We start from the raw sequence: 23,255 nt of genomic DNA, 5'->3' as shown, positions 1-23,255 counted from the left end.
CGGCGCCGGCACCGGATCAGGCGTTGACGAGCACGGCTTCCGGAGCGTCAACCGGACGCTTCCGCACGGCGTAGCGCTTGAGTCCGACAACGGCAAACGCTGATACAACAGTACCGATCGCGATTGCGAGCAGGAACAACCAGAAGTTGTCGATCGCAAAGAACACGAAGACGCCTCCGTGCGGTGCCTTGCTCGTGATGTTCCAGGCCATCGACAGTCCACCGGTGACGGCGGCGCCGAGCATGCTGGCCGGAATTACGCGGAAGACGTCGGCGGCGGCGAACGGAATGGCACCCTCGGAGATGAAGGAGAGCCCGAGAAGCCAGGCCGCCTTGCCGTTCTCCCGCTCAGCGAGGCTGAACAGCTTGCGGTCGACCACGGTGGCCAGGGCCATCGCGAGCGGCGGCACCATGCCGGCGGCCATGACCGCGGCCATGATCTGCCACGGTGCCTGGTTGGCGAGGGTGGCTGCGCCGAGGCCGGCGACGGCGAAGGCGTAGGCCACCTTGTTGACCGGGCCGCCGAGGTCGAAGGCCATCATGAGGCCGAGAATGACACCGAGAATCACAGCGGATGCCCCGGTCATGCCGTTTAGCCAGTCGCTCAGTCCCACGGTTAGCAGGGCGATCGGACCGCCGAGCACGATGAACATCAACCCGGAGGCGACGATCGACGCGATCAGCGGAATGATGACGACGGGCATAAGGCTGCGCAGCCAGCGTGGAACGTTGATTTTGGCGATGTTCACAGCGACGACACCGGCGAGCAGTCCGCCGACGATGCCGCCGAGGAACCCGGCACCCATGAATCCGGCCACGGCACCGGCGACGAAGCCGGGAGCGATGCCGGGGCGATCGGCGATGGCGAAGGAGATGTAGCCGGCCAGCGCGGGAACCAGGAAGCCCATCGACAGGGCGCCGATCTTGAAGAAGACCGCTCCCAGATAGATGTTCAGGCCCCCGTCGGGAAGGTTGAACAGGCTGTTGTTCAGCACGACTGCATCGGCGACCTTGGTGATCTCGAAGCCGCCGAGGGCGAAGCCGAGGGCGATCAGCAGGCCTCCGCCGGCGACGAACGGAATCATGTAGCTGACACCGGTGAGCAGGGCTCGCTTGAGCTTCTGGCCCAGGTGCTCACTCTTCTCCTCTGATGAGCCACCGAGGTCAACGGTGCCGCTGACGCGACGGGCGTTCGGGTTGAGCGCGGCGGCGAGGGCTTCCTCGATCAATCGTCCGGGTTCGTCGATTCCGCGCTTGACCGGGGCGTTGATGACGGGCAGTCCGGCGAAGCGTTCCCGGCCACGCACGTCGACGTCGACGGCGAAGATGACGGCGTCGGCCGCTGCGATGACGGCGGGGTCGAGCGGGGTGAGTCCGGCCGAGCCCTGGGTCTCGACCTGCAGGTCGACTCCGACGGCCTTGGCGGCGGCCACGAGGGAGTCGGCGGCCATGTAGGTGTGGGCGATGCCGGTCGGGCAGGCCGTGACGGCGACAATGCGCTTCATGCCGGACCGTGCGGGGCCGGTGCCGGCGTTCGCGTTTTCGGCACTGCCGGCGTGGGCGCCGGCAGCAACCGGCACCGGGGCGACGACGTTGCCCACGAGTTCGACGATCTGCTGCGCGGTCGACGCGTCCCGCAGGGCCGCGGTGAAGTCGTTCTTCATGAGCGACCGGGCCAGCTTGGCCAGAATCTTCAGATGCTCCTGGTCGGCGCCGTCCGGCGCCGCAATAAGAAAGACGAGGTCGGCCGGGCCGTCCTTGGAACCGAAGTCGACCGGCGTCGACAGGCGGGCCAGTGCCAGGGTGGGCTCCAGCACGGCCGTGGAACGGCAGTGCGGAATGGCGAGCCCGCCCGGGATGCCGGTGGCGGTCTTCGCTTCGCGGGCCAGGGCATCCGCGTAGAGAGATTCGATCTCGGTGGCTCGGCCGGCGCCGACGACGAGCTCGGCCAGGTGCCGAATGACGTCTTTCGGCTCGGTACCGAGATAGGTGTCCAGAGCAACAAGCTCCGGGGTGATCAGTGCGCTCACTGGTTATCCTCCTTTGGATGTGTGGCCAGGACCGGCTCGGAGGCCAGGACTGGGGCAAGGTCCGTCACGGTGACGGCGCTGGGGTTGGTTTGGTGCAGGGCGGGAACAGTGGAACCGGGCAGGGAGGCGGCGGCAGCGCCGTGGGCGGCGGCTTGGCGCAGGCAATCGGGGGCACTCGCGCCGAGGTTGCTCTGCAGCAGGTAGCCGGCCAGGGCCGAGTCGCCGGCACCGACCGTGCTCACGGCGAGCATTGGGGGAGTCGTGGCGAGCCAGCTTTCGGCGGCGGTGACGAGCACGGCGCCCTTCGCTCCGAGGGTGGCCAGCACGGCGCCGACACCACCGGCGATGAGAACGCGAGCTGCGTCGACGACGAGATCGGGGTTTGCTTCGAGCGTGTCGCCGTCGAAGAGGCCGCTCAGCTCGGCGAGTTCCTCACCGTTGGGCTTGAGCAGGTCGGGGTGGGCCAGAGCTGCCGCGGCGAGCGGGCCGCCGGAGGAATCCACGGCGACTTTCGGCGCCTGGCTACCGAGTCGGGTGCGCAGCTCGACGATGATACGCGCGTAGAAGTCGTCGGGCACGCCGGGGGGGACCGATCCGGCCAGCACCAGCCAGCTCGCGCCGACCGACTGTTCCAGAACGAGTTCCACCAGGGCATCCTGCTGGGCGAGGCTCAGTACGGGGCCGGGTTCGTTGAGCTTGGTCGTGGTGCCGTCGGGTTCTGTGATCGCGACATTGCTGCGGAGGGGCGCGCCGATCGGCAGGCCGAGGTGTGGAATTGACTGGCTGGTGAGGGCGAGCAGCACCGGATCGTCGGCGTCACCGGGCAAAATTGCGAGGCTTGAAATGCCGCTCGCTTCGAGGGCGCGGCAGATGTTGACGCCCTTGCCGCCGGGTTCGCTGTGGGCGGCCACGGCCCGCTGCACCTCGCCGCGTTCGATCGGGCCGGCCAGCTCGATGGTGCGGTCGAGGCTCGGGTTGGGGGTCAGGGTGACGATCATGCGATCACCACGTCGACGTCGGCCGCGGCGAGGGCTGCGGCCAGATTAGCGGATGGCGGGGCATCCGTTATCAGGGTATCGATGGCCGCGAGGGCGGCGAAACAGACGAGCGTCTCCTGGTCGAGCTTGCTGGAATCGGCGAGCACGACGACGCGCCTCGCTGAGGTGACGATGGCCGCCTTGACGGCCGCTTCGACCGAGTCGGGGGTGCTGAGTCCGAAGGTGGCGCTGATGCCGTTGGTGCCGATGAAGGCGATGTCGGGGCGCAGCAACCCGAGCTGCGCGACGGTTCCGGCACCGACGATGGCGCTGGTCAGCCCGCGCACGCGGCCCCCGAGAATGTGCAGCTGGATTGTCTCGTTGCTGGAGAGTTTGCCGGCGATCGGCACCGCGTTGGTGATCACCAGAAGTTGGTCGCCGCTGACAGCCGGAGTGAAGCTGGCCAGGCGGTCGGCGAGAAGCTCCGTGGTGCTGCCGGCGTCGAGCAGGATCGAACCGGTGCGACTGGCCGGAATCATGCGCATGGCGGCGTCGGCGATGCGCGACTTCTCGTCGAGGTGCTGGGTCTGGCGTACGTTGAGGCTCGGCTCGGACAGGCTCAGGCGGTCGATAGCGACCGCGCCGCCATGCACGCGCCGCAGCTGGCGGGCGGCTTCGAGGGTGTCGAGGTCGCGGCGTACCGTCTCGGCGGTGATGGTGAATCGCGTGGCGAGGTCGGTGACGGTGACCCGGCCCTGGGTTGCCACGAGTGCGGCGATCAAGAGTTGACGTTCTTCGGCGAACACGAATGCCTCCTCGACGGTGAGTGATGTTGGTCACGAAGTTGGTTTCATTGACTTTAGCTGTGTTTATTTTTGTTTGTCAAGAAATAAGAAGATAAACAAAGAAATATTGCTGCGCAGCGGCGCGCGGATGCTGCCGGTCGGGCATGTCGGTGGGCCCCGGTAGCGTAATTGGTATGAAGATTCTGCACACCTCGGACTGGCACATCGGGCGCACCTTCCATACCCATTCCACGCTCGAGCACCTCGGTCTCGTGTTGGACGCACTGGTTGCGGTGGTGGTGCAACGCGGTGTCGACGTGGTGGCCGTGGCCGGTGATGTCTTCGATTCCGCAATGCCCTCCAAAGAGAGCTACGCGCTGCTGACCGACACGCTGCGGCGGTTGAAAGAGGCCGGGGCATCCGTTGTGATGACCAGCGGCAATCACGACTCGGCCACCCGGCTCGGGTTTCAGGCCGAGTGGGCAGCGCTGGCCGGCATCCACATCCTGACCCGGCCCGAGCAATACGCTTCGCCGATCACGCTCACCGACGAGCACGGCCCGGTTCATTTCTATGGCATCCCCTATCTGGAGCCGGCGCTCATTCGCCACCTGCACCCCGGGGTACCGTTGAAAACGCACGACCAGGTGCTCGACTTCGCCATGACGCGCATTCGGGACGACCTGGCGCTGCGCCTCACTGCGGGCGGCCGGGGTGGCCGCAGCGTCGTCCTCGCGCACTGTTTCGCGGCCGGCGTCGCCCCGGCCGCCGAGTCGAGCGATGTGGAGCGCGATATCACCGCCGGCGGGCTCGACGTCGTACCGCTGTCGGTGTTCGACGGCTGCGACTACGTCGCGCTCGGCCACATTCACGGGCGAGCCACCCTCACCCCGCGGGTGCGCTACTCCGGGGCGCCGCTGCACTACTCTTTCGCCGAGGCCGGCAAGCCGCGCGGTGCCTGGCTGGTCGAACTCGGCGCCGACGGCCTGGGCTCCGACCCTGGTGCCGTGGAGTGGGTCGACCTGCCCGTTCCGCGCCGGCTCGCGGTACTCACCGGCGAACTCGCCGACCTGCTCGCTAACGAAGCATTCGCCGACAACGAGGGCGACTGGGTGAAAGCCATTCTCACCGACCGGGTGCGCCCGCTCGACGCGATGCGGGCGCTGCAATCCCGATTTGTCCACGCGGTGACGCTCGAGCACCGCCCCACGATCACTCTCGATGCGGAGGGCTCCACCTACGCCGAGCGCATTCGCGCGGCCACGGGGGATACCGAGATTGTGGCTGGCTTCCTGTCGTTCGTGCGCAACGGGGTCGGTCCCAGCGAGTTTGAAAGTGCTTTGGTCGCAGAACTGTTAAACGAACAGAGTGTGAAGGAGGTGAACGCATGAAGATCCAGCGACTGCGTCTGGCCGGATTCGGGCCATATAAGACTGAACAAATTGTCGATTTCGAACGTTTCGATGCCGACGGCATCTTTCTCATCACAGGCAAGACCGGCGCCGGCAAATCCAGTATTCTCGACGCTATCTGCTTCGCTCTCTATGACCAAGTGCCGCGGTTTCTCGATGGAAAGCAGCCGTTGCGTAGCGACTACTGCGAGCCCGATGATCCCACCTTTGTCGAACTCGACTTCAGCCTGCGCGGGCGTGAGTATCGCCTGTTGCGCAGCCCCGCCTACGAGCGGGCGAAGAAGAACGGCACCGGAACCACCACCGCGGCGCCCACCGCTGTACTGCAGGTGCTCCACGGCACCGAGTGGCAAGGCCTTGCGGCCAAACCACACGCGGTCGGCCTGGAACTGAGCGCGATCCTGCCCCTGAAGGCCGACCAGTTCCTGCAGGTGATCCTGCTCGCCCAAAACCGGTTCCAATACTTTCTGCTGGCCAAGACCGATGAACGCCGTGCCGTGCTGCGCACCCTGTTCGGGACCACCCGATTTGAGCAACTGGAAACCGCGCTCGTGCAGCGCCGCAAATCACTCGACGACCGGCTCGCTGACGTGCAGCGCGACATCGTCGAACACACCACCGCTGCCATGCATCAGCTTCGGCTTTCTGAACCGCCCATCGCCCCCGACCTGGGCTGGTTTCAGGGCGCTCTGGCCGACTTGAACAGCGCAGTCGACGCCGCCGCAGAGGAGTCGGCCAGTGCGGCCGCTCTGCTGTCTGAAGCCACTGCCGACCACCGCGCGGCCACGGAGACCCAGCGGCGTCAGGGCCGCCGCGCTCTGGCCGACACCGCTCTCGCCACCCTCGACGGCCGCCGGGCCGAGGTCGAGGAAGAACGCAGCACACTGCTGCGGGCCGCCCGGGCGGCACGGGTCTGGCCGCACATTCGCAGCAGCCGGGCCGCGACTGCCGACTGGCAGGCCGCTCTGGCCGCTGAAACCTTGGCGCGGGTCGCCTGGCTGCCGTTCGGCGACAGCAGCGCCGGTGTCAGCGGCAGCACGGCGCAGAGCGAGTCCGAGCCGGCGCTGCGTCCGATCATGGACGCCCTCGTGAGACGTCTCGGAGCGCTCGCGGAGGTACTCGCGGAAGAGAAGCAGCTCCCTGCCCTGAACCACGAGATCACCGCTTTGTTCGACGTGCTCACCGGCCACACCGACGGTTTGACGCGTGCGCAGAATCGCATCGATGAGCTGCCTCAGCAGATCGATTTCGTCGGCGAGCAACTCGCGGCCGCAACCCTCGCCGCCTCCGGCGAGACCGACGCCGACGACGCCGTGTGCCGGTCCGACGCCGCGTTCACGGCCGCCGAAAACGTGGTGTCGTTGCAGACCGAGCTGGCCGGGGCGGGCGTGCAACTGCTCGACCGCAGTCGGGACAACGCGGCGGCTGCCGTTGACTACGAGGCCCTCGTGGCTCGTCGGTTCGCCGGGCAGGCGTCCGAATTGGCCAGCCGCCTCGTCGATGGTGTGCCCTGCCCGGTCTGCGGTTCGGTCGAACACCCGGCTCCCGCAGCAGCGGAGGGCGAACAGGTCACTGCAGCCGACCTCGATTCGGCCCAACTGCAGATGCAGGGCCGGCAGCGCGAACTGGCCGATGCTCAGGAGACCCAGGCCTCCCTGACGAATCGTCTCGGGCAGGCGCAGGCGCTGGCCGGGCAACGAAGTGTTGACGAGCTCCGCGCCGAAGGCGTGGCCGCCCGGGTCAGGTTGGCCACCGCGCGCACGGCTGCCGACCTGGTCGGTGGGCTTCGGCAGGAAAACGCCGACCTGCGGGACGCCCAGGCCCACGCACGAGCCGCGGTGGTGAGCCTTCGGGCGGCACGCGATACTGCGGCAGACACCCACAGCGAACGGTCGGGGCAGCGTGACCTGCTCGTGGCCCGCGTGGGAGCGCAGCGTGGTGATCGCGATACCGTGACCGACCAGGCGCGCGCTCTGCAGCACGAGCTGGACTGCGCTCGCGCCCTCGACGACGCCCTCGTGCTCAGCCAGCAGCGCGCCGCGGCTCGTGATGCGGCCGACCTCGACCTCGCGAGCCAACTGGCGGAGCAAGCCTTTGATGACGAGGAAACCGCTGCCGCGGCGCGGCGGGGCGAGCGCCAGACCGCGCAGCTGGCGAACGATGTGCGGTCCTATGACGACCAGCGTGCAGCGGCCCTGGCGGCAGCGGCAGATCCTGAGCTGATCGATCTTGCGCCAGATCCGGTCGATCTCGAGCCATCCCGGCTGGCCTTCGCAGCCGCGAGCGGCGCGCGCGATGACGCTGTGGGCGCGCACAGCTCGCTCGCCGAACGTGCCGGCCAGCTGGACGTGCTCGTGCGGGGCGTTACCACGCGATTCGCGGCATCCGCTGATCTGCTCGACGAACACTCCCAGGTACGAGGCCTGGCCGACGTCGTGCAGGGAGACGAACCGAACACGAAACGGATGCGGCTGGAGACTTACGTTCTGGCCGCCCAGCTGGAAGAGATCGTCGTGGCGGCCAACCTGCGGCTGCGCACGATGACCAGCGGCCGCTACGCCCTCGAACACGATGACTCCCGAGTGAAGGGCGGTGCTCGGTCGGGACTGGGGCTGGCGATCCGCGATGAGTTCACCGGTCGAGCCCGGGCGACGCACTCTCTTTCGGGTGGCGAGACCTTCCTGGCCTCGCTCGCTCTCGCGCTCGGACTGGCGGAGGTGGTGACCGGGCAAGCCGGCGGCATCACGCTCGACACCCTGTTTGTCGACGAGGGGTTTGGCTCGCTCGACAGCGAGACCCTGGAGACGGCCATGAGCACCCTCGACACCCTGCGCGCCGGCGGACGCACGATCGGCCTGATCAGTCACGTCGACTCCATGAAAGAGCAGATCCCGGCGACCCTGCGTATCTCGGTCACCGACCAGGGCTACAGCCGAATCGAGGCCAACGCACCCGTCGAATGACCGTTCGTGGGCGGTACGGAATCGTTCCCGGACCGTCCAAGCGCCGTTCGAGGCCACCGGGCTGACCACAAGAGGTGGGCTTTAGCCATTGCCCATCCGCGGTGAGCCTGTCACGATCGGAGCGTTGCCGCAACGAAGCGAGCTGCGCCAGGGAGCCCGAATGAAGAAGATCCTCTATATCGACCTCGACAACACCCTCGTCAACGTGCAATCGGGGATCGACCGACTCACCAACGCCGAGTACATCCGCTATGAGAAGCGGCTCGACGAGGTGCCGGGTATTTTCGCCCGCATGGAGCCGATCAGCGGTGCCATTGACGCGTTTCACACCCTCGCCCAATCGTTCGACACCTACATTCTGTCGATGGCACCGTGGGGAAATGCGAGTGCCTGGCAGCACAAACTGGAGTGGGTGCAGGAACATCTCGGAGTGGATGCCGGCGGACCGGCCTATAAGCGGCTCATTCTTTCCCACCACAAGCACCTGAACCGCGGCGACTTTCTGGTCGACGACGGATTGGCCGTTGGCGCTGACCGGTTCGAGGGCGAGCTGATCAAATTTCTGACCCCGCTGTTCCCCGACTGGAACACGGTGACCCGCTACCTGCTCGAGCGTGCCGACAACGATTCACCCCCGACGAGCGAGCCCTATTCTCGGCACCGCCCGGCGCTGCAGCGCGGGGCAGCGCTGCACCGCTGACCGCGTATTCCACGGGCTTCGTACTGGTCCAAATGCTGTAACCCGATTTCGCTCATCGCGCAAGAAAACAGGTGAATTTGGCACTTGAGCAGGGGTGCTCGCCGTTGTATATTGATCCTGCTTAGACCAGTCCGATTGCCCTGCCGACCGGACTGGTCTTTCCTTGTCTGCCCTTCCTGCCGGCGACGTCGCTGACAACCCTGGGACGCCCCTACCGACGACGCGCGGCGCATAATACATGGTCTTGATCTCTTGACTAGGGGTTTACCCACATGTAAATCTGGGGTAATCTCACTTTCAGACAGGCACGGATCGGTCCCGGTGGCTTACCCGGACAGATTTGGGCCACCAGATGATTGGGTGAAGACGATGGTGGAACTGAAGAAGATGACGGAACTCAAGTCGGATTTCGTTCCGATGGGTGAAGTCAGTGCCGATGAACGCTCCCGAATGGCGTTCGGTAAGGCTGGTGTGCACCGCGACGATCGTTACGCCGTCGCAGTGAACGCTGAGGGCGAGATTCTGCTCACCCCGCTCGTGTCCATTCCTCGCCGGGAACTTCTGGTCTGGGACGACGAGGGCATTCGCGCCGCTCTGGTGCGCGGCCTCGAGCACAGCAGCAAGGACGAGACCAACGAGGGTGGCGACTTCACCCGGTACGCCGATGAGGAGCACGCTGTCGACGAGTCGGCCGCGCCCGCCGAGCCTCAGTCATGAGTTTTACGCTTCTTCTCACGAGGGAAGCGGCCTCGGGATTATCCATCCTCGAAACGAAACCACAATTGGTCGGCCGTCTGAAGCGGGTGCGTACGGCCCTCGGTCGGCTGCAGCTGAACCCTGACGACCCGGCATTGCGCTCACACAAGTATGTGTCGCTCGCCGGTAAGAAGGGTGAGGCCGTCTGGGACTCCTATATAGAGCACCGCACGCCGACGGCCGGGCGCATCTACTGGCACTACGGTCCCGGCCTCGATCGCATCACCGTTGTGATAATCACGCCGCACCCGTAGCGGGTGCCGCGCCTGCCTGCACCGGCTGCTCCGCTCTAGAACGGGTGGAGCAGCCGGTGCAGGAACTGGCGGGTGCGTTCCTGCTGGGGGTTCCGCAGCAGCTGCTTCGGGTCGCCGTGCTCGACGATGGTGCCGCCGTCGACGAAAGCGATCTCGTGCGCGACCTCGCGGGCGAATTCAAGCTCGTGGGTGACGATCACCATGCTCCAGCCCTCCGCGGCCAGATCTTTGATCAGGCGCAGCACATCGCCGACCAGCTCCGGGTCGAGGGCGGATGTCGGCTCATCAAAGAGCAGCAGCTGGGGCTGCAGAGCGAGTGCCCGCACGATGCCGACGCGCTGCTGCTGGCCGCCGGAGAGTTCGAACGGATAGCTGTCCCGCTTGTCGGTCAGTCCGACACGCTCGAGTAAAGCGAACGCCTCGGCAGTTGCCTCGGCAACCGGGCGGCGCTGCACCACGACCGGTCCCTCGATCACGTTCTGCAGAACGGTCTTGTGCGGAAACAGGTTGTAGTGCTGAAAGACCATGGCCGAGCGGTCGCGAAGGCCGGCCAGCTGTTTCGGCGTGGTCTTCGCGGCGAAATCAAGGGTCACGGGCACGGAGGTGGCTCCGCGTCCGGGCGTCCGGCCGGCACCGGGTCGGTCAACAGGGGAGGCTGCCGCGACCTCGATCGTGCCGCCATCGGGCAGTTCGAGCCCGTTCAGGCAGCGCAGAATGGTGGTTTTTCCCGAGCCGGACGGACCGATCAGGGCGAGCACCCGGCCGCGGCCCACCGTGAGGTCCACCGATTCCAGCACGCAGTTGGTGCCGAAACTTTTCTGCAGGCCGCGCACGCGGAGTAGTGGAACAACGGGCTCGGCCGCACGATCTGCGGCCGGAAGATCAGCGGGCGACATAGCGGTCCAATCGTCTCTCGAGAAAACCCTGGCCGGTGGAGAGCACCAAGCAGATGACCCAGTAGATGAGGGCTGCTTCGAGATAGAGCAGCATGAACTTATTGCTGAACGCAGCCACTTGCTGCGCCTCGCGGAACAATTCGGTGACCAGGATCAGCGAGGCCAGCGAGGTGTCCTTGACCAGGCTGATGAACGTGTTCGACAGCGGCGGCACCGACACCCGGGCCGCCTGCGGCAGGATGATGCGGGTGAGGGCACGCCGGTGCGACATGCCGATCATGTAGGCGGCTTCCCACTGGCCCTTGGGTACTGAGAGAATTGCGGCGCGAATGACCTCGGCCGCATAGCCGCCGACGTTGATCGAAAAGGCCACCACGGCGCTCGGCCACGGGTCGATGGTCACGCCGATCGACGGCAGCCCATAGAAGATCACGAACAGTTGCACCAGGAGCGGAGTGCCGCGCACGATCGAGATGTAGCCGCGGGCGATGCCCGATAGCCAGCTGCGGGTCGACAACCTCATCAGGGCCAGCGCAATCGCGAGCACGAGCCCGATCGCGAACGACATCAGGGCGAGCGGAATCGTGCCTCGAATCGCGCCGTCCAGCATCGGCCAGAACGAGCTGACGAACAACTCCCAGTCAGGTTGGATCATCGAATCTGGGGGCTACTGGCTGACGTCGGCGCCGAAGTACTTGTCGGAGAGCTCGGCGAGCGTTCCGTCTGCGGTGAGGGTCGCGAGGGCTGCGCTCACGGCGTCGGCCAGCGCGGTGCCGTCCTTCGCGAAGGCGAAGGCGCTTTCCGAACGGTCTTCGGTCTCCGCAGCGATCTTCAGGTTGTCGGCGCCGGTGGACTTCTGGTAGTCGAGAAAGGTCAGTTTGTCGTTGACCGTGGCATCGACTCGACCCTGTTCGACCAGGGCGACCGACTGGGCCCAGCCCTCGACTCCTTCGACGGTCGCGCCGCTCTCGGTGGCCAGGGCGTTCCAGTTGCTGGTGAGGGACTGCGCCGTGGTCAAGCCCTTGAGGCTCGCGAACGACGTGATTGACGTGTTGTCGGCGGGAACGACGATGACCCCGGTGGAGTAGGTGTACGGCGTGGAGAACTTGTACGATTCAAGGCGTTCCGGGGTTATCGACACCTGGTTGGCAATGGTGTCCCAGCGGCCGGCGGTGAGGCCGGCGAAGATGGCGTCCCACTGGGTCTCTTCGAATTTCGCTTCGACGCCGAGCTCGTCGGCAACGGCGCGGGCCACCTCGACGTCGTAACCGGTGAGCTCGCCCGAACCGTCTTCGTGGAACGAGAAGGGGCGGTATGTTCCCTCGGTGCCGATTGTGAGGGTGCCGGAGTCGAGCACGCTGCTGAGCGAGTCATCGGTGCCAGTTGCGCTCTCCGCCGCGGGGGCGGAGCAGCCCGTAAGGGCGAGGGCAGCGATCGACAGCACGGCGACGGGAATGAATCTGAGCTTCATGACAGGAATGCCTAACGAACTCGTTGGGGCGGGCGGGTTGTGCCGCGCTGCCCCAGAATGTGCGGAGGCCGCGGGTAGCGGCGTCCCAAGCGTAACAAGGCGCTGGCGGCCCTGAATATTCCTGTTACGTTCCATGGCGCGGCGCACCCGGCCGATCAGCCGGCCGCTCAGACCGCAGGCTAGGAGCGCAGGGCCAGAGCGAAGGGCAGCACCGCCGAAGCCCCGTGCTGGCGCAGTACGCGGCTCGCCACGGTCAGGGTCCAGCGGCTGTCGGCCAGGTCGTCGATGAGCAGAATGGGGCGGCCGGCGAACGGGGCAAGGGCCTCGGCCAGCTCGGGGCCCACAGCGAAGCGATCCCACACGCTCGACAGCCGGTAGGCACTGCTGCCGCCCGGCTCGCCGGTGGGGCCGCCGTTCGCCCAACTCAGGGCGCCGAGCCAGGGCAGCCGACCGATACTAGCGAGTGACGCTGCCACCGAATCGATCAACAACGGATGCCGCCGCGACGGCACCCCGACGATGGCCACCGGCCGCTCGGCCCACTCCCACTCGGCGAGCACGCGCACACAGGCGGCCAGCATGGCCGGCGGGGCGGCGGCATCCGTGCCCTGCGTCTCGAACAGGTCGCGCAGGGGACCACCCCAGCCCAGGTCGGTCAGTCGGGCCAGCGCGCGGCCGGGCTCGGCGCGATCGCCGAGCGCAATCTTTCCGGTCGCCGCGACGCCGAGGCTGCTCATGCCGGTGGGCCACTGGGCGCGCACGTCGATGGCGACGCCGACCCGGTCGAGCGACTTCGCGGCCGTCGCAGCGGCGTCGTCAGCCACATCGCTTGGATACCACACGCCCTGGCAGTTGTCGCAGCGACCACAGGCCACTGCGCTGTCGTCGTCGAGGGCACGCTGCAGAAATTCCATCCGGCATCTCGTGGTGCTCTCAAATTCGAGCATCGCCCGCTGCTCGCCGAGCCTGGCGGCCGCGATGCGCTCGTAGCGCTCCTGGTCGTAGACCCAGGGCTGCCCGGTGGACTGCCAGCCACCCTTGACCCGGTGCACGGCGCCGTCTACGTCGAGCACCTTGAGCAGCAGCTCGAGCGGCGTACGTCGAAGGTCGACCCGAGCTTCGAGCGCCGGCGTCGACAGGGGAGCTCCGGCGGCTTCGAGTGCGCCGATCACGGCGAGGGCCTTGGCCTGGTTGGGCATCGAGGCGGTGGCGAAATAGTGCCAGATGGCCTCGTCTTCGGCTCCGGGCAGCAGCAACACATCGGCCGACGCCGTGGCCCGGCCGGCACGGCCGACCTGCTGGTAATACGCCACGGGGGAGGACGGCGCGCCGAGGTGCAGCACGAAGCCGAGGTCGGGTTTGTCGAAGCCCATCCCGAGGGCGCTCGTGGCGATGAGCGCCTTGACCTGGTTGGTCTTGAGCAGCCCCTCGGATTCCTCGCGTTCGGCCGTGTCGGTCTGGCCGGTGTACGCACGCACGGCGTGACCGGCTTCGCGGAGCAGCCGCGCGGTGTCCTCGGCGGCCGCGACCGTGAGGGTATAAATGATGCCGCTGCCCGGCAAGTCACCGAGGTGGCTGAGCAGCCAGGCCAGCCGGGCCCGCGAATCGGGCAGGCTCAGCACCCCGAGTCGCAGCGACGACCGGGCGAGCGGGCCGCGAATGGTGACGACCTCGGCCGTGCCCGCCGTGGTGCCGGCACCGTTGAAGCCGGTGGCGACCATACCCACCTGCTCCGCGACATCCTGCACGACCCTGCTGTTGGCGGTGGCCGTGGTGGCGAGCACCGGGACGCCCGTCGGCATCTGCGCGATCAGCTCGCGCAGGCGGCGATAGTCCGGGCGAAAGTCGTGGCCCCAGTCCGAGATGCAGTGTGCTTCGTCGACCACGAGCAGGCCCACACGGGCGATCAGGGCGGGCAGCTGCTCATCCCGAAAGGACGGATTGTTCAGTCGTTCCGGCGACACCAGCAACACGTCGACCTCATCGGCGTCGAGCTGGCGCAGCACATCGCTCCACTCGTGCGCGTTCGACGAGTTGATCGACACCGCACGCACCCCGGCCCGGGCCGCAGCGGCCACCTGGTCGCGCATCAGCGCCAGGAGCGGAGAGACCAGAATGGTCGGGCCGGCGCCCTGGCGTCGAAGCAGCAGCGTGGCCACAAAATACACGGCCGATTTTCCCCACCCGGTGCGCTGCACCACGAGGGCGCGGCGGCGGTGGTCTACCAGGGTTTCGATGGCCTCGTACTGTCCGTCGTGCCAGGAGGCGTCGTCTCGCCCCACGAGCGTACGCAGAATAGCCAGAGCGGATGCGCGGGTGTCGGTCATCCTTCAAGGGTGCCAGATGCCGCCGACGCTGCGGGGCGCTGCACGACCTGGTAGACCGCACCATCCGGCGTGCGAGAGACCAGCCCCGCGTCGACGAGATACCGGCGCAGGGTGACGACGTCGTCCACGACCAACGCGAGACGGATGCCCAACTCGCGTTCCGACATTCGCTCTGGTGGCAGCGCAGCGGCGACCCATCCCAGTAGTTCGTCACGATCAGGCTGCTTCGCCGGGTACCGCTCGATTCGCCCATGCTGAATGAACCGTTCGACACCCTCGCGTCGCACCTCGGGTTCGCTCGCGAGCAGCTCACCGAACACCGCGGTGACAGCATCGCCGTCATCATCGAGTAATCCCGCGTCCCGCAGCGCGGCGGCGGCTTTCACCGTTCTGGGCTCGGTCAGAGCGCCTGACCCGCGGAGCACCGCTTCTGCCCACACGGCTCTGCGATCCGGATGGGCGAGAGCTGCGACGACGCGGCGCCATTCATTAGCCATGGCTCCAGTGTGTTGCCAGCGGCAATCCTCTGCAACCTCCTCAGATTCTCACTGCTCTCGCTGGTCACTGGCGCGTGTCGCGGGGCATCCGTCGCGTTCCGGCGGGATCGCTCAGTAGGCTCGGTGGGTGAACGTGATTCAGGAGATCGAAACGCGACTGCCGGAACAGGCCGTCGTCGGTTTCCGACGACTCATCGGGCAGGCCCGCGTGAAAGATGCGGTGCTGTTGCAGGAGCGGGCCATGGCGCGCATGGTGGCCCCGGCGCAGTGGATTCTGACCCGGGTCGGGGCCGACGGCATCCGCTTGACCAAAGCCGGGCACCTGCCGCCCGCGGTCGTCGTTGAAGCCTCCGTCGAGCTCGACTGGGGCTGGCCGATCAGCGTCAACCGCGAGGTGCACCTGCGACCGCTGCAGGAGCTGCGCGGGCACCTGCGCGACGTCGGACTGCTGCGGGTCAGCAAGGGAATGCTGGTGCTCACCAAAAAGGGCGCCGCCCTGTCCGGCTCTCCCCGACAACTCTGGTGGCATCTCGCCCGCACCATTCACTCCAGCCGCACGCCCGCCGTCGCTGACGCCACCCGCCTGCTGCTGCTCTTCGTCGCGACCCGCGGGCTGGCTCGCCGCGAGGACTACCTCACGACCCTGTCTCGCGCGCTCGGATCGCTGGGCTGGGTCCAGTCCGATGGCCAGGAACCGACGACGGAATCGGTCTGGCACCTCGTCGACACCAAATGGCGCCTGCTCGACCGGCTCGGCGCGTTCGAGCAGACCGAGGCCTGGCACGGCGACCGCGGCACCGTCACGGTCGGTGGCGCGGCCTTCGCGCGCGCTGCATTGCAGGCCGACGCACCGGATGACGCGCCCGCCGAGTAGGTAGCCGGCCGCGGCATCCGTTTGTCTGCGCGGGTGGTTGGATGGATGAATGGATGCCACACCGGACTACATCGCTGATTTCTCCGTTTTTCTGCAAGCGTCACCGTCGTCATATCACGCCGCCGCTGAAGTCGCCCGGCGGCTCGATGCGGCCGGTTTCACCCGGCTGAGCGAGTCGGAGGCGTGGACCGATGCCGCCACCGACTGCTACGTCGTGCGCGACGGCGCCGTGATTGCCTGGTCGCAGCCGGCCGATGCCGGGCCCACGACGCCGTTTCGCATTCTCGGCGCCCACACCGACTCCCCGAGTTTCAAACTCAAGCCGAAGCCCACGATCGGCTCGCACGGCTGGCTGCAGGCCGGCGTCGAGGTTTACGGCGGGCCGCTGCAGAACTCCTGGCTCGACCGTGAGCTCGAATTAGCCGGCCGGCTGGTCACGCAGGATGGCACCGAGCACCTCGTGCGTACCGGGCCGTTCCTGCGCATCCCGCAGCTCGCTGTGCACCTCGACCGCGAGGTCAACAACGGCCTCACTCTCGATCGGCAACGTCACCTCACGCCCGTCTTCGGTGTCGGCGAGGCATCCGAGGCTGACCTGCTCGCCCACCTGGCCGGTCTGGCTGGGCTCAAGGCAGCGGATGTTGCCGGTTACGACATCCTCAGCAACGACACCCAGCCGCCCGCAACCTTCGGGCTGGGTAACGAGCTGTTCGCCGCCGGACGCCTCGACAACCTTTCCTCGGTCTACGCCGGCCTGCACGCCCTCATCGCGACCAGCCACCAGAAATCGGGCGGCTCGATCAGCGTGCTCGCCGCATTCGACCACGAGGAACTCGGTTCGCAGTCGCGTTCCGGAGCGAGCGGACCGCTGCTGGACGACATTCTCACCCGCATCGGCCACGGCCTCGGCGCTACCGACTCTGATCGCCTGCAGGCCTACGCCCAATCGTGGTGCCTGTCGGCCGACGCCGGACACGCCGTGCACCCGAACTATCCCGAGCGCCACGATCCGGCCAACCAGCCCATTCTCGGCGGCGGCCCGCTGCTGAAGATCAATGCCAACCAGCGCTACGCAACGGATGCCCACGGCGCCGCCCTCTGGGCCCGCACCTGCGCCCAGGCGGGCGTCGACTACCAGGAATTCGTCTCCAACAACACGGTTCCCTGCGGCTCAACGATCGGACCGCTGACCGCCACCCGGCTGGGTATCCGTGTGGTCGACGTTGGCGTGCCGCTCTTGTCGATGCACTCGGCCCGGGAGCTGTGCCACGTCAACGATCCGCAGGCGCTCGCCGCGGCAACGGCGGCCTTCTTCGCACCCGAGGTGTAGCGGGCCGCCGGCTCACGCGGTCAGCTCGTCGGCACCATTGATGCGCTCGAGCCGCGCGCGGGCGGCATCCTCTGAGGTTGAAGAGGGACCGAGCAGGGTGCCCACCACCCCGAGAACGAGCCGGGTACCTAAAACAACAGGCAGACGAGACCGCTTGAGGCCCAGCATGTCGCGATACTCGCGCGGGATCGACGCCACGGCGCCGGCGAACATGATGCGGTAGAACGGCAGCATGCCGCGGCTGAGCGGCGGGTAGCGGATGAACCGCACGGCTTCCGCGACGCGCGCGTCACTTTTCAGGGTGCCGGCGCTGCGAAATCCCTCGAGCTGGGCGGCGAGTTCGTCGGCCGAATGCGGTGCATTCTGCACTCCGATGAGTTCGCCGGCCGTGGCCCATTCGTTGACGTAGCGGTCGGCGCCGCCCGGAATCGCGTCGCCCCAGAGCAGATGGGATTGCAGAAAAGCGTCAGTGAAGACGACGTGCACCCACGACAACAGCTCGGGATCACCCGCGGCATAGGGGCGTTCCTCGCCACGGGCGTCGAGGTAGGTGCCGCTCACCCGGTCGTGAAAATGGGCGACCCGACCGGATTCCCGCTGGGCGACGACGGTATCGGCGAAAGTCACCGTGATGAGCCACTGAATGGTGCCGGAGAGACGGCCGAGAGGGTCTTCGTGATACCGGGACCAGTCGTGCACGCCGGCCATAGCGCCCGGGTGCAGGGTCTGCATGAGCAGCGCGCGAATGCCGGCGACCATGGTCGCCATGCCCCCGTGAACGGCCCAAGCGGCACTGCCAGGGCCGAAGTAGCCGGCATCGTCGCCGGTGGCGATCTGGCCGACCCATTTCGGCCGACCTTCGCTGTTCCCCGAGAGCGTCACCAGGAGGTGCGAGCGCCAGCTGTCCGTGAATCTGCCCATTCTCGGATGATAGCCCCGCCTCGCTGGACGCCCGCCGCGAACGACGGCGGCACAAGCGGTGAGTTTCGAAGTTCTTCGCAACATGGAACATGTTCGTGGAAAACCCGAGCGAGACCAGTTCGAATCCCGTCATTACGGCGGTGGAGCCGGTTCGGGCTGGTGCGCACCCGCTCATTGCCTGCCCGGCACGACATCCGCTGACACCCGAAGTAGGCTAGTCAGGTGAACAAGGGATACACAACACGATGACCGCGTCCGTGAAGGCAACTGATCTGGCAGCACCCAGTACCAACAGAAAAGTCATCGCGCTGGCCGTCGCCGGTGCCCTCGGCGGGTTTCTGTTCGGGTTCGATTCTTCGGTCATCAACGGCGCGGTCAATGCGGTGCAGCAGGAATTCGGGCTGAACGCCACTTTGACAGGTTTCGCGGTAGCGTGCGCGTTGCTCGGCGCCGCGGCCGGAGCATTCTTCGGTGGGCGCTTCGCCGACCGCTACGGACGCATCCCCATGATGGTGCTCGGCGGCGTCGTGTTCCTGATCAGCTCGATCGGCTCCGGCTTCGCGTTCGGCGTCGTCGACCTGATCGTCTGGCGGGTGGTCGGCGGACTCGGTATCGGTCTCGCATCCGTTGTCGCACCGGCCTACATCGCCGAAATTTCACCCCGACAGATGCGCGGCCGGCTCGGCTCGTTGCAGCAGCTCGCGATCACCCTCGGAATCTTCACGGCCCTGCTCTCCGACGCCGTGTTCGCCGAGAGCGCGGGCGGCGCAGGCAGCGAGTTCTGGTTCGGCCTCGAAGCCTGGCGCTGGATGTTCCTGGCCGGTGCCGTACCCGCCATCGTCTACGGCGGTATCGCGTTCATCCTGCCGGAATCTCCACGTTTTCTCATTCTGAAAGACAAAGAAACGGATGCCCGCGCCGTCTTCACCCGGCTCTGGCCGAGCGGTGACGTGGACCGGGAGATTCGCGACATGCGCCGCTCGATCGAGGTCGATGCCCGCTCGCACAAGTCCGGTTCGCTGCGCGGCAGAGCGTTCGGTCTCAAGCCGATTGTCTGGGTCGGCATCATCCTCTCGGTGTTCCAGCAGTTCGTCGGCATCAACGTGATCTTCTACTACTCGACCACCCTGTGGTCGGCGGTCGGTTTCGCGGAATCGAACTCACTTACCATCTCGGTGATCACCAGTGTGACCAACATCCTGGTCACCCTGGTCGCGATCGCCCTGGTCGACAGGATCGGACGGCGACCAATTCTGCTGGCCGGGTCCATCGGTATGACGGTGTCGCTCGCCACAATGGCGGTCGCGTTCAGCCAGTCGGTCACTGTCGACGGTGAACTCAGCCTGCCCGGGGCCTGGGCCCCGATCGCGCTGGTTGCCGCGAACCTATTCGTGATCTCGTTCGGAGCGTCCTGGGGACCGGTGGTGTGGGTGCTCCTCGGTGAAATGTTCCCCAACTCCATTCGCGCCAAGGCCCTCGGGTTGGCCGCGGCCGCCCAGTGGATCGCGAATTTTCTCATCACGGTCAGCTTCCCCCCGATGGCGGATGTGTCCCTGCCGATCACCTACGGGCTCTACGCTCTGTTCGCCGGGCTCTCGTTCTGGTTCGTGTTGCGCAAAGTGCCCGAAACCAACGGAATGTCACTCGAGGAAGCCGACACCCTGTTGCCGCCGAAAAACTCGGCCAGGAAGACTACTGCGACCAACTAGGAATTAAAGCAGTGCGCGGTAAAACCCTCAAGCCCCCGAACGGGCTGTCGCGTCGAGCGGGGTTTGCGGATAACTTCACAACACAAGATTGTGGAGTGTGACCATGCCCGAACGTGGATACGCCGTTATATGTTTGAAAACCACCGGACTGTTCCCGTATCAGCGGGATCGGGTCGTCGAGGTCGCCGTGGTGCACCTCGACGAGGGTGGTCGCATTGCTGAGCGCTGGGAAACGGTGATCAACCCCGAAAGCAACGCCGGCGACGTGGCGAACCACGGCGTCAGCACGGCCGAACTGCTTCGCGCGCCGACCTTCGAGCAGATTGCACCGCGCCTGGTCGATCTGCTGCGCGGCCGGGTATTGGTGACGCACAACGCCCACTTCGTCACCGGATTTCTGATGCGCGAGTTCGAGCTGATTGGCTACGCCCCCGGGCGCGGACTGGAGGCGGTCTGCACCATGCAGTTGGCCCGCACGTATTTGCCCGGGGCCGGTCGGCTCCTCGTCGATTGCTGCGCCGCCTATGACATCGAAATCGGACCAGGCCCCGGTGCTCTGGTGCAGGCCGTGGCGTGCGCGAGCCTGCTGGCCGCCTACGTGCACGGCTCGCCGACAGCTGCACCGTGGATCGACGCGCTTGACCGTGCCGAGCGTTCTGCCTGGCCGAGAATTGCGGCGGGTACCGACGCCGAGTGGGTGCAGCGCGACCCGTCAACTCCGCACGACGTGGTGGCAAGACCGAGCTTCCTGGCCCGCGCGGCCGTGAAACTCCCTGACTACACCGGCCCTGAGGAACACCTCGACTACCTCGCCCTGCTCGATTTGTGCCTGCTCGATCGGGTTCTCGGGCCTCGGGAAACACATGAACTTCGGGTCCTGGCCGAATTCAGTGGCATCAATGCCGCGGAGTGCACCGCGCTGCACCGTCGCTATTTCGAGGATCTCGTGCGGGTGGCCTGGTCGAACGGAGCTCTCAGCATCGCGGATTCCGCCGATCTGATCGCGGTCGCACGCATGCTCGACGTCGCTCCGGAGGCCGTTGCCGCAGCACTGGCGGCACCCGCATCGGTGGTGCAGCTGCCGATCGCATCGATCGACACCGTGCTGCTGGAGCAGGGCGACATCGTCGTGCTGACCGGTGACATGGCCCGTGCCCGCTCCGACTGGAGCCGGGAATTGGTCGCACGGGGCCTGTCCCTGGGTACGGCGGTCACCCTGCGCACCCGGCTGCTCGTGGCCGCGGACCCGGCGTCACTCACCGGCAAGACCGGCAAAGCTCGGGACTACGGCATTCCGATCGTCTCCGAATTCGGCCTGCGCTCTCTCATCGGGGTGCGCTGACCGCGTTCATTCGTGGCGTGAGCCCTCGCCGGCCGACCATTTCTCTTCAACGTGGCCGAACCGCCAGGCGGCGAGGGCTATGACCCAGGCGAGGGCCAAAAAGGCGACCACCGCAAAACCTACGTTCTCCAGGTCGAGGTGGCCGATCGTGGCGAGCGCGACGAGCAGACCCCGACACGGACTAGCGCCGACCCCTCGCTAGACTGGCTGCCGGGGGCACTGACATGAAGAAGAGCTACAAGGCGGCCGCAATTCTGCTGATCGTGCAGGGCGGACTGATGGAATTCAGCGTCTTCATCGGAGTCATTCCCCTGCTCCTGCTCGGGGTAGAGCAGGGCACTATCTCGGAACATTTCTCGTTCATCGTGCCGTACCTGCAGGACAACCTCTATCTCATGATGGTGACGTCACCATGGCGCTGATGATCTCTCTTCTTCCGGCCGGAATTCTCGACGGAATCTTCTCCGGAACAGCACTGATCCTGATTCTGACCGCCTACTTCGGCACCCAGAAAATCTCCGATGCTGTGGCCGAAGCGCCGACGAGGGTCGAGCAGCACCAATGACCTGTCGAACTGGTCAGAGGGTCGCCCGGCGCCAAACCGGTGACGGCCACCAGCTCTCCCCAGCGGATGCGGCACCTGTCCAGCACCGTCAGTGCCGTACCCGACCGGCGGTCATCGCGCAGCAGTCCCAGCAACGGATTGCCGGGCTAGCGGCGGCGCGGAGCGGCTTTCTCCGCGCACATGATGCAGAGGTCAGCGGCCGGTTTAATCTCCAGCCGCCCGTGCGGAATGTGTTCGCCGCCGCGCACGCACAGGCCGTAGCTGCCGTCGACGATCCGCTGCAGGGCCCGATCGATCGCCGCGAGTTCTTCGACGGCTTCGCCCTGGAACCGCGACATGCGTGACCATTCGGTGCGCAGCGAGGACGCCTCAGCGTCGTGGGTGCCGTCGGCCGAGCCGTCGCTGCGCGAGCTTTGCACGCCGGCGAAGGTGTCTGCGAGGCGCTGGGACTCTAGGTTCAGTTCACGCCGGCGTTCGCTGAGAGCGGTCTCAAACGCGTGTAGTTGAGCGGGGTCAAAGGGTGACACGGTCATGCTCCATGGTCTCACGGCCCGGTTGGCCGCTGTGGGCTGGTCCGTCAACGGCCGGGTGCGAGCAAGCACAGCTCAGATCTGGCCACGCAGGTACTCCTCGATCGTCACTCCGCGGGCCGTAGCGCGCTGCACCAGGCGCCGGTGTTCCTCGGCGCTGAGCGAGAGCGTCACCCGGTGCAGCTCACTGGTGCTGCGCATCGCGTCGGGGCCGTGCGGGTCGGTGAAGTCGCGGTGGTCCTCGCCGATGTCATCCCCGAGGTCGTCGAACGAGAACAGCTCGTCGTGCGAGTAAGCGGCGGCCCGCTCGGTGACCCGGCCCGAGGTGAGGGTCGGCGCGCCCCTGCCGCTCTGCCCGACGGATGCCGCAGCTCGCGCCCCCACCACCGGTTCGGCTACCGCAGCAGCCCCGGCAAAACCAGGCCCGGCCGGTGCCGGCCGACCGCGTTGAAACGCCTCGGCCGCGCCGCGCGCACGCTCATCGGCAGCCTCGTTGAGCGGATGCCCGACATGCCCCTTGACCCATTCGAAGCGGTACCGGCGGCCGGCGATGGCCTCGTCGATCTCCTTCAGCAGGTCGAGGTTCATCACCGGTTTGCCGTCGCCCTTGCGCCAGCCCTTGGCCTTCCAGCCCTTCATCCACTTCGTCACCGAGTTGATCACGTACTGGCTGTCGCACAGCACCAGCAGGTCGTCGTCGATGTGCGCTGTCGCGCGAAACAGTTCGAGCACGGCCTTCAGCTCGCCCTGGTTGTTGGTGGCGTGCTTCCAGCCGCCGGCCGCCCACGACGAGTCGTCGACGTACCAGGCCCAACCGGCCGGTCCGGGGTTTCCGAGGGCAGAACCGTCGGCGGCGGCGGTGATCGTCATGTGCGGGCCTTTCAAACAGCGGATACGCAGGGCGCAGGTCGTCCAAT

Annotated in this window: 22 protein-coding genes; 11 read left to right on the top strand and 11 right to left on the bottom strand. The window is 66.6% G+C overall.

Annotated features, from left to right (window positions below; translation table 11 throughout):
* Positions 1-16: 16 nt before the first annotated feature.
* The 3 genes from E3T29_RS15105 to E3T29_RS15095 are packed head-to-tail and all read right to left on the bottom strand — an operon-like array spanning position 17 to position 3,812.
* Positions 17-2,029 (bottom strand): fructose-specific PTS transporter subunit EIIC, encoded by a 2,013-nt coding sequence (locus E3T29_RS15105; protein ID WP_134346400.1) that lies wholly within the window; start codon positions 2,027-2,029, stop codon positions 17-19.
* Positions 2,026-3,027 (bottom strand): 1-phosphofructokinase family hexose kinase, encoded by a 1,002-nt coding sequence (locus E3T29_RS15100; RefSeq protein WP_134346399.1) that lies wholly within the window; start codon positions 3,025-3,027, stop codon positions 2,026-2,028. Before E3T29_RS15100 ends, E3T29_RS15105 begins: the two co-directional genes overlap by 4 nt.
* A complete protein-coding gene (locus E3T29_RS15095) occupies positions 3,024-3,812 on the bottom strand; it encodes a DeoR/GlpR family DNA-binding transcription regulator (RefSeq protein ID WP_134346398.1) in 789 nt (262 codons plus the stop codon). The genes E3T29_RS15100 and E3T29_RS15095 overlap by 4 nt, the downstream gene beginning before the upstream one ends.
* Positions 3,813-3,985: 173 nt before the next feature.
* Between E3T29_RS15095 and E3T29_RS15090 the strand changes: the two genes are divergently transcribed.
* The 5 genes from E3T29_RS15090 (at position 3,986) to E3T29_RS15070 (ending at position 9,876) form a co-directional block, all read left to right on the top strand.
* Positions 3,986-5,182 carry an exonuclease SbcCD subunit D gene (locus E3T29_RS15090; protein WP_134346397.1) on the top strand — a complete coding sequence of 399 codons (1,197 nt, stop codon included), beginning with the start codon at positions 3,986-3,988 and terminating at the stop codon, positions 5,180-5,182.
* Entirely contained in the window at positions 5,179-8,166 is a 2,988-nt protein-coding gene (locus tag E3T29_RS15085; protein WP_134346396.1) for an AAA family ATPase, read from the top strand. Before E3T29_RS15090 ends, E3T29_RS15085 begins: the two co-directional genes overlap by 4 nt.
* Before the next feature lie 160 nt (positions 8,167-8,326).
* Positions 8,327-8,866, top strand: coding sequence for a hypothetical protein (locus E3T29_RS15080; protein WP_134346395.1), 540 nt, complete (start codon positions 8,327-8,329; stop codon positions 8,864-8,866).
* Positions 8,867-9,235: 369 nt separating this feature from the next.
* On the top strand, positions 9,236-9,583 hold the full coding sequence (locus tag E3T29_RS15075; protein ID WP_241987843.1) for a hypothetical protein: 348 nt from the start codon (positions 9,236-9,238) through the stop codon (positions 9,581-9,583).
* Positions 9,580-9,876 carry a hypothetical protein gene (locus E3T29_RS15070; protein ID WP_092111002.1) on the top strand — a complete coding sequence of 99 codons (297 nt, stop codon included), beginning with the start codon at positions 9,580-9,582 and terminating at the stop codon, positions 9,874-9,876. The genes E3T29_RS15075 and E3T29_RS15070 overlap by 4 nt, the downstream gene beginning before the upstream one ends.
* A gap of 35 nt (positions 9,877-9,911) precedes the next feature.
* Here E3T29_RS15070 and E3T29_RS15065 read toward each other — a convergent pair whose 3' ends face one another.
* The 5 genes from E3T29_RS15065 to E3T29_RS15045 form a co-directional block, all read right to left on the bottom strand.
* Complete coding sequence (locus E3T29_RS15065) at positions 9,912-10,772, bottom strand: amino acid ABC transporter ATP-binding protein (RefSeq protein ID WP_134346394.1); 861 nt, start codon at positions 10,770-10,772, stop codon at positions 9,912-9,914.
* On the bottom strand, positions 10,759-11,427 hold the full coding sequence (locus E3T29_RS15060) for an amino acid ABC transporter permease (RefSeq protein ID WP_134346393.1): 669 nt from the start codon (positions 11,425-11,427) through the stop codon (positions 10,759-10,761). The genes E3T29_RS15065 and E3T29_RS15060 overlap by 14 nt, the downstream gene beginning before the upstream one ends.
* A 12-nt stretch (positions 11,428-11,439) precedes the next feature.
* Complete coding sequence (locus E3T29_RS15055) at positions 11,440-12,243, bottom strand: amino acid ABC transporter substrate-binding protein (RefSeq protein WP_134346392.1); 804 nt, start codon at positions 12,241-12,243, stop codon at positions 11,440-11,442.
* Positions 12,244-12,422: 179 nt separating this feature from the next.
* Positions 12,423-14,570 carry a DEAD/DEAH box helicase gene (locus E3T29_RS15050; protein ID WP_134346391.1) on the bottom strand — a complete coding sequence of 716 codons (2,148 nt, stop codon included), beginning with the start codon at positions 14,568-14,570 and terminating at the stop codon, positions 12,423-12,425.
* Entirely contained in the window at positions 14,567-15,067 is a 501-nt protein-coding gene (locus tag E3T29_RS15045) for a DUF2087 domain-containing protein (RefSeq protein WP_134346390.1), read from the bottom strand. The genes E3T29_RS15050 and E3T29_RS15045 overlap by 4 nt, the downstream gene beginning before the upstream one ends.
* 127 nt (positions 15,068-15,194) lie before the next feature.
* On the opposite strand from E3T29_RS15045, the gene E3T29_RS15040 reads away from it, so the two are divergent.
* Both E3T29_RS15040 and E3T29_RS15035 read left to right on the top strand, forming a co-directional pair.
* On the top strand, positions 15,195-15,941 hold the full coding sequence (locus E3T29_RS15040) for a hypothetical protein (protein ID WP_134346389.1): 747 nt from the start codon (positions 15,195-15,197) through the stop codon (positions 15,939-15,941).
* A gap of 49 nt (positions 15,942-15,990) precedes the next feature.
* Positions 15,991-17,271, top strand: coding sequence for a M18 family aminopeptidase (locus E3T29_RS15035; protein ID WP_134346388.1), 1,281 nt, complete (start codon positions 15,991-15,993; stop codon positions 17,269-17,271).
* Positions 17,272-17,283: 12 nt separating this feature from the next.
* On the opposite strand, the gene E3T29_RS15030 is transcribed toward E3T29_RS15035, so the two are convergent.
* The gene (locus E3T29_RS15030) at positions 17,284-18,192 is read right to left on the bottom strand and encodes an oxygenase MpaB family protein (protein WP_134346387.1); all 909 of its coding nucleotides are present in this window, start codon (positions 18,190-18,192) and stop codon (positions 17,284-17,286) included.
* A gap of 245 nt (positions 18,193-18,437) precedes the next feature.
* Between E3T29_RS15030 and E3T29_RS15025 the strand changes: the two genes are divergently transcribed.
* From E3T29_RS15025 to E3T29_RS19735, 4 genes are all read left to right on the top strand, one after another.
* Entirely contained in the window at positions 18,438-19,901 is a 1,464-nt protein-coding gene (locus E3T29_RS15025; protein WP_134346386.1) for a sugar porter family MFS transporter, read from the top strand.
* 103 nt (positions 19,902-20,004) lie between these two features.
* Positions 20,005-21,243 (top strand): exonuclease domain-containing protein, encoded by a 1,239-nt coding sequence (locus tag E3T29_RS15020; RefSeq protein WP_134346385.1) that lies wholly within the window; start codon positions 20,005-20,007, stop codon positions 21,241-21,243.
* A gap of 224 nt (positions 21,244-21,467) precedes the next feature.
* Positions 21,468-21,665 carry a hypothetical protein gene (locus tag E3T29_RS15015; RefSeq protein WP_134346384.1) on the top strand — a complete coding sequence of 66 codons (198 nt, stop codon included), beginning with the start codon at positions 21,468-21,470 and terminating at the stop codon, positions 21,663-21,665.
* Positions 21,665-21,808: a hypothetical protein gene (locus E3T29_RS19735; protein ID WP_166792427.1), complete on the top strand. Its 144-nt coding sequence runs from the start codon at positions 21,665-21,667 to the stop codon at positions 21,806-21,808. Before E3T29_RS15015 ends, E3T29_RS19735 begins: the two co-directional genes overlap by 1 nt.
* 146 nt (positions 21,809-21,954) lie before the next feature.
* On the opposite strand, the gene E3T29_RS15005 is transcribed toward E3T29_RS19735, so the two are convergent.
* Positions 21,955-22,341, bottom strand: coding sequence for a TraR/DksA C4-type zinc finger protein (locus E3T29_RS15005; protein WP_134346382.1), 387 nt, complete (start codon positions 22,339-22,341; stop codon positions 21,955-21,957).
* Positions 22,342-22,413: 72 nt separating this feature from the next.
* A complete protein-coding gene (locus tag E3T29_RS15000; protein WP_134346381.1) occupies positions 22,414-23,208 on the bottom strand; it encodes an RNase H family protein in 795 nt (264 codons plus the stop codon).
* Positions 23,209-23,255: the final 47 nt, after the last annotated feature.

Origin of the sequence: Cryobacterium sp. TMT1-66-1 (assembly GCF_004403435.1) — a bacterium.
GTDB lineage: Bacteria > Actinomycetota > Actinomycetes > Actinomycetales > Microbacteriaceae > Cryobacterium > Cryobacterium flavum.
Note: the sequence above shows the minus strand (reverse complement) of the source record. Positions and strands in the feature narration are given on the sequence as shown.